Genomic DNA, 5705 nt, shown 5'->3' with positions numbered 1-5705 from the left:
AGCACCGCCTGGTGTGGACGCACCACCATCTGCTGCTCGACGGCTGGAGCGTGGGGCTGGTCTACCGCGACGTGCTGGCCCTCTACGCGGCCCAGCTCCAGGGGCGCACGGCGGAGCTGGCGCGCCCGCGCCCGTACCGGGACTACATCGCCTGGCTCGCCCGGCAGGACCTGGCGCGCGCGGAGGCCTTCTGGCGCGCCGAGCTGGCCGGCTTCCGCGCGCCGACCCCGCTGGGCATCGAGCGGGCGGCGGCGGTACAGGATGCCGCGCAGGCGGAGGCCGAGGAGGCGGCGGGGGACGGCTCGTGCAAGGTGGTGCTGGGGGAGGAGCGGACGGGGGCGGTGCAGGCCTTGGCGAAGCGGCTGCTGGTGACGCCGGCCACGGTGGTGCAGGGGGCGTGGGCGCTGCTGCTGTCGCGCTACTCGGGGGAGGAGGACGTGCTCTTCGGGGCCACGGTCTCGGGCAGACCGGCCGAGCTGGACGGGGTGGAGGAGATGGTGGGCAACTTCATCAACACCCTCCCGCTGCGCGTGCGCATCGAGGGGGGCGCCACGGTGGAGGCGCTGCTGAAGGCGGTGCAGCAGAAGCAGGGCGCGCTGCGCGAGTACGAGTACTCGCCCCTGGTGCAGGTGCAGGGCTGGAGCGAGGTGGAGCGCGGCCGGCCGCTCTTCGAGAGCTTCCTCTCCTTCCAGAACTTCCCCTTCCAGGCCTCGGCCGCCGACGCCTCGGCGGGAGGGCTGGCCGCGCGCGAGGCATGGGGGGTGGAGGAGGCGAACTACCCGATCGCGCTCGCGGCCGAGCTGCGCGGGAGCGAGCTGGTGCTGGACGTCAGCTATGCACGGGCGCGCTTCGAGGACGGGGCGATGCAGCGGATGCTGGAGCAGCTGGGCGCGGTGCTGGACGCCTTCGCGGCCGACCCGGGGCGGCGGCTCGCCGAGGTGCGCCTGCTGGAGGAGCAGGAGCGTGCCGCCGTGCTGGCACTGGGGCGCGGTGCGGCCGAGCCGTTCGAGGCGGAAGCGACGGTGCACGAGGTGATCGCGCGCCGGGCGGAGCGCTGGGCGCAGGCCGAGGCGTGCGTGTGCGGGGCGGAGCGGCTCAGCTACGGCGCGCTGCTGGAGCGCGCGGAGCGGCTCGCGGGCGTGCTGCGCGGGCTGGGCGTGGGGCCGGAGGTGCCGGTGGCGCTCTTCCTGGAGCGCTCCAACCCTCTGGCGGTCTCGCTCCTGGCCGTGCTGCGGGCCGGGGGCTTCTACGTGCCGCTGGACCCCGCCTACCCGGCCGAGCGCCTGGGCTTCCTGCTGCGCGACAGCGGCGCCGCCCTCGTGCTGAGCCACAGCGGCCTGGCCGCCTCGCTCCCGGCGCACTCCGCGCGCGTGCTCTGCCTCGACCGCCTCGACGAGTCCGGCCTGGACGCGGCGGCATCGGCGGCCTGTCCGGATTCGGGGGTGCTGCCGGAGAACCTGGCGTACACGCTCTACACCTCGGGCAGCACGGGGCAGCCCAAGGCGGCGATGGTCAGCCACCGCTCTCTGCTCTGCTACGCGGAGGCCATGCGCAAGCAGCTGGAGCTCGGCCCGGACGACCGGATCCTGCAGTTCGCCTCGCCCAGCTTCGACGTCATGGTCGAGGAGCTCTTCCCCGCCTGGCTCTCGGGCGCGGCGGTGGTCTTCCCGGAGGCGGAGCTGCTGGGCGCCCCGGAGGAGCTGGCGCGCGTGGTGGAAGCGCAGGGGGTGACCGGCTTCGAGCTGCCCACCGCGTTCTGGCACGAGTGGGTGCGCGGCCTGGCCGAGGAGGGGCGCGGCCTCCCCGGGTGCGTGCGCTTCGTGATCGTCGGCGGCGAGCGGGTGCTCCCGGAGCGGCTGCGCCAGTGGGCCGCGCTGCGCACGCCGCTGGTGCACGTCTTCGGGCTGACGGAGACGAGTGTCACCAGCACGGTGCTGCGCCTGCAGGCGGGCGAGGACGCCTCGGCCCGCTGGGCGAACCTGCCCGTGGGCCGGCCGCTGCCGAACGTGGAGCTGTACGTGCTCGACGCCGCGCGCGAGCCGGTGCCGCCCGGCGTGGCCGGGGAGCTCTACGTGGGAGGGGCGGGCGTGGGGCGGGGCTACCGCGGCCGGCCGGAGCTGACGGCCGAGCGCTACGTGCCGCACCCGCACACGCGCGAGGCAGGAGGGCGCCTGTACCGGACGGGCGACCGGGTGCGCTGGCTGGAGGACGGGGAGCTGGAGTTCCTGGGGCGCATGGACCAGCAGGTGAAGGTGCGCGGCTTCCGGATCGAGCCGGCGGAGGTGGAGGCGGTGCTGGTGGAGCACCCGGGAGTGGCGGAGGCGGTGGTGGTGGCGCACGCAGAGGAGCCGGGGCGCAGCCGCCTGGTGGGCTACTTCGTCGCGGCGGGCCCGGCGCCCACCGCGGCGGAGCTGCGGGCCTTCGCGGCCGAGCGCCTCCCGGAGCACATGGTCCCGGGGACGTTCGTGCGCCTGGAGGCGCTGCCGCTGACGGCCAACGGCAAGCTGGACCGGCGCGCGCTGCCGGCGCCCGACTCGGCCGGGGAGGAGCGCGGGTACGAGGCGCCGCGCACGGCGACGGAGCAGGCGCTGGCCTCCGTCTGGGCCGAGGTGCTGCGCGTGGAGCGCGTGGGCGTGCACGACAACTTCTTCGAGCTGGGGGGCGACTCCATCCTCTCCATCCAGATCGTCTCCCGCGCCCGCCGGGCCGGGATCCGTCTCACGCCCCGCCAGCTCTTCGAGCACCCCACCGTGGCGGGGCTCGCGGGCGCCGCCGGGGCGGGTGCGGCCGGGGCGGGCGCGCCCGGGGAGGCGAGCGCCGAGCAGGGCGCGGCCACCGGCGAGGTCCCCCTCACCCCGATCCAGCACTGGTTCTTCGCGGAGGACATCCCGGAGCGCAGCCACTGGAACATGCCGCTCCTGCTGGAACCCGTGGAGCGGCTGGACCCCGGCGCGCTCGCCGCGGCGCTGGCGCACCTCCTCGCCCACCACGACGCGCTCCGCCTCCGCTTCGCCCGCGCGGGGGAGGGCTGGCGGCAGTGGTACGCCCCCGCCGAGGGCGGCGCCCCCTTCGAGCAGCTCGACCTCGCGCACGTGCCCGACGCGGAGCTGGAGGCCGCCCTGCAAGCGGAGGGCACGCGCGTCCAGGCGGGGCTGGCGCTGGAGAACGGCCCGGTCTTCCGCGCGGCGCTCTTCGACCTGGGCTCCCGCGGGCAGCGCCTCCTCGTCGCGGTGCACCACCTGGTGGTGGACGGCGTCTCCTGGCGCGTCCTCCTGGAAGACCTGGAAACGGCGTACCGGCAGGCCGCCCGCGGCGAGCGGCTCGCCCTCCCCCCCAAGACCACCTCGCTCCGGAAGTGGGCCGAGCGCCTGGCCGAGCACACCCGCCGGGGCGGGTTCGACGCCGAGATGGGCTACTGGACCCGGGAGGCCCGTCTCCACGCCCCGGCCCTCCCCACCGACCGCGCCGGGGACGACACCGAGGCGTCGGCCGCCACGGTCGAGGTCGCGCTGACCGCGGCGGAGACGCGCGCCCTCCTGCAGGAGGTGCCCGCCGCGTACCGCACCCAGGTCAACGACGCGCTCCTGGCCGCGCTGGCGCGGGCGTTCCAGGCGTGGACCGGGAGCGGGCTCCTGGCCGTGGAGCTGGAGGGGCACGGGCACGAGGACCTCTTCCCCGACGTCGACCTGTCCCGGACGGTGGGCTGGTTCACCACCCTCTACCCGGTGCTGCTGGACGTGCGCGGGGCCGACGGGGTCCGGGGGGCGCTGCGGGCGGTCCGGGAGGAGCTTCGCGCCGTCCCCGGGCGCGGCATCGGCTACGGGGCGCTCCGCTGGCTGGGCGGCGAGGAGACGCGGGCGCGCCTGGCGGCCCTCCCGCCGGCCGAGGTGCGCTTCGAGTATCTGGGCCGGTTCGACGGGAGCGTGTCCGGGGACACCCTCTTCCGGCTCGCCGGGGAGCCGGCGGGGCGGAGCAGCTCCGCGTCGGCGCCGCGGAGCCACCGCCTGGAGGTGTCGGCCGGGGTGCTGGAGGACCGGCTCAGGGTGTCGTGGGGCTACAGCCGCGGCGTGCACGACGGGGCGACCGTCCGGCGCCTGGCGGAGCGCTACCTGGACGAGCTGCGCGCGCTGGTGGCGAGCTGCCGAGACGCGGAGGCGGGCGGCCTCACCCCCTCGGACTTCCCGCTGGCGGGGCTGGACCAGGACGCGCTCGACCGGCTGCTGGGGAACGAGCGCGGGATCGAGGACGTCTACCCGCTCACGCCCATGCAGGAGGGGATGCTCTTCGAGAGCCAGGTGGCCCCGGGAGCGGGGGTGTACGTCGCCCAGCGGAGCTTCGTGGTGCGGGGGCCGCTGGACGCCACCGCGCTCCGGGCGGCCTGGGAGGGGGTGCTGGAGCGGCACACCGCGCTGCGCACGGCCTTCACCCCCGTCCCGGACGGGCGCACCCTGCAGGTGGTGAGGGCGCGAGTGCCGCTCCCGCTCCACCCGGAGGACTGGCGCGCGCTCCCGGCCGCGGAGCAGGAGGAGGCGCTCGAGGCGTACCTGCGCGAGGACCGGGCGCGGGGGTTCGAGACCTCCCGGGCGCCGCTGATGCGCCTTGCGCTCTTCCGGACCGGGGAGGCCGAGCACGTCCTGGTGTGGAGCTTTCACATGATGCTGCTCGACGGGTGGAGCGTGCCGCTGGTCTTCCGCGACCTGATGGACGGCTACGAGGCCGTCCGCACGGGCCGCCCGGCCGGGCTCGCACGGGCCGCCCCGTTCCGGGAATACGTCGCCTGGCTCGCCCGGCAGGACCTCGCCCGGGCGGAGCGCCACTGGCGGGACGCGCTCGCGGGCTTCCGCGCGCCCACGCGGCTGGAGGTCGAGCCCGCGCACCCCGGAGGGCCCGGGGGAACCGCGGCGGTCGAGCTGCGCCTCTCGACGGAGGGCTCGGCCGCGCTCGCGGCGGCGACGCGGCGGCACGCAGTCACCGCCAGCACGCTGGTGCAGGGCGCGTGGGCGCTGCTGCTGTCGAGGTACTCGGGGGAGGAGGACGTCGTCTTCGGAGCCACGGTATCGGGCCGGCCGCCGGAGGTCGAGGGCGTGGAGGAGATGGTGGGGCTCTTCATCAACACCCTCCCCGTCCGCGTGCGGGTGGAGCCGGGGACGGAGGTCCTGCCGTGGCTGCGCGCCCTGCAGGCGCAGAACCTGGCGCTGCGGGAGTACGAGTACACCCCGCTGGTGCAGCTCCAGGAGTGGAGCGAGGTGCCGCGGGGGACGCCGCTGTTCGAGAGCATCCTGGTCTCCGCCAACTACCCCATCGCCGCCGGTCCCGAATCGGGGGAGCAGCAGGTGGAGGTCGAGCGCCACGCGGTGCGGGAGCAGGGGAGCTTCCCGCTCACCGTCGCCGCGGAGCTGCAGTCGGAGGTGGCGCTGCGTGTGGAGTACGACCGGGGCCGCTTTCACCGCGGGGCGGTGGAGCGGCTGCTGGAGCGGCTGGGGATGGCGCTGGAGGAGATCGCGGCGGACCCGGAGCGGCGGCTCTCGGAGGTGCCGCTGATGCGGGCCGCGGAGCGGGCGCGCGTCCTGGAGGGCTGGAACGCCCCCGAAGGGCGCTCCCCCGCCAGGTGCGTCCACGAGCTCTTCGGCGAGCAGGCCGCGCGCACCCCCGGCGCCCCCGCCGTGGTCTTCCGCGGCGAGACGCTCACGTACGCCGGGCTGGAC

At 76.2% G+C, this 5705-nt stretch carries 1 protein-coding gene; it reads left to right on the top strand.

The features are described 5' to 3' along the window. A partial coding sequence (locus VGR37_22185) for an amino acid adenylation domain-containing protein (GenBank protein HEV2150123.1) occupies positions 1 to 5705 on the top strand: 5705 nt, incomplete at both ends.

The organism is Longimicrobiaceae bacterium (assembly GCA_035936415.1).
In the GTDB taxonomy this organism is placed as follows: Bacteria; Gemmatimonadota; Gemmatimonadetes; order Longimicrobiales; family Longimicrobiaceae; genus JAFAYN01.
Note: the sequence above shows the minus strand (reverse complement) of the source record. Positions and strands in the feature narration are given on the sequence as shown.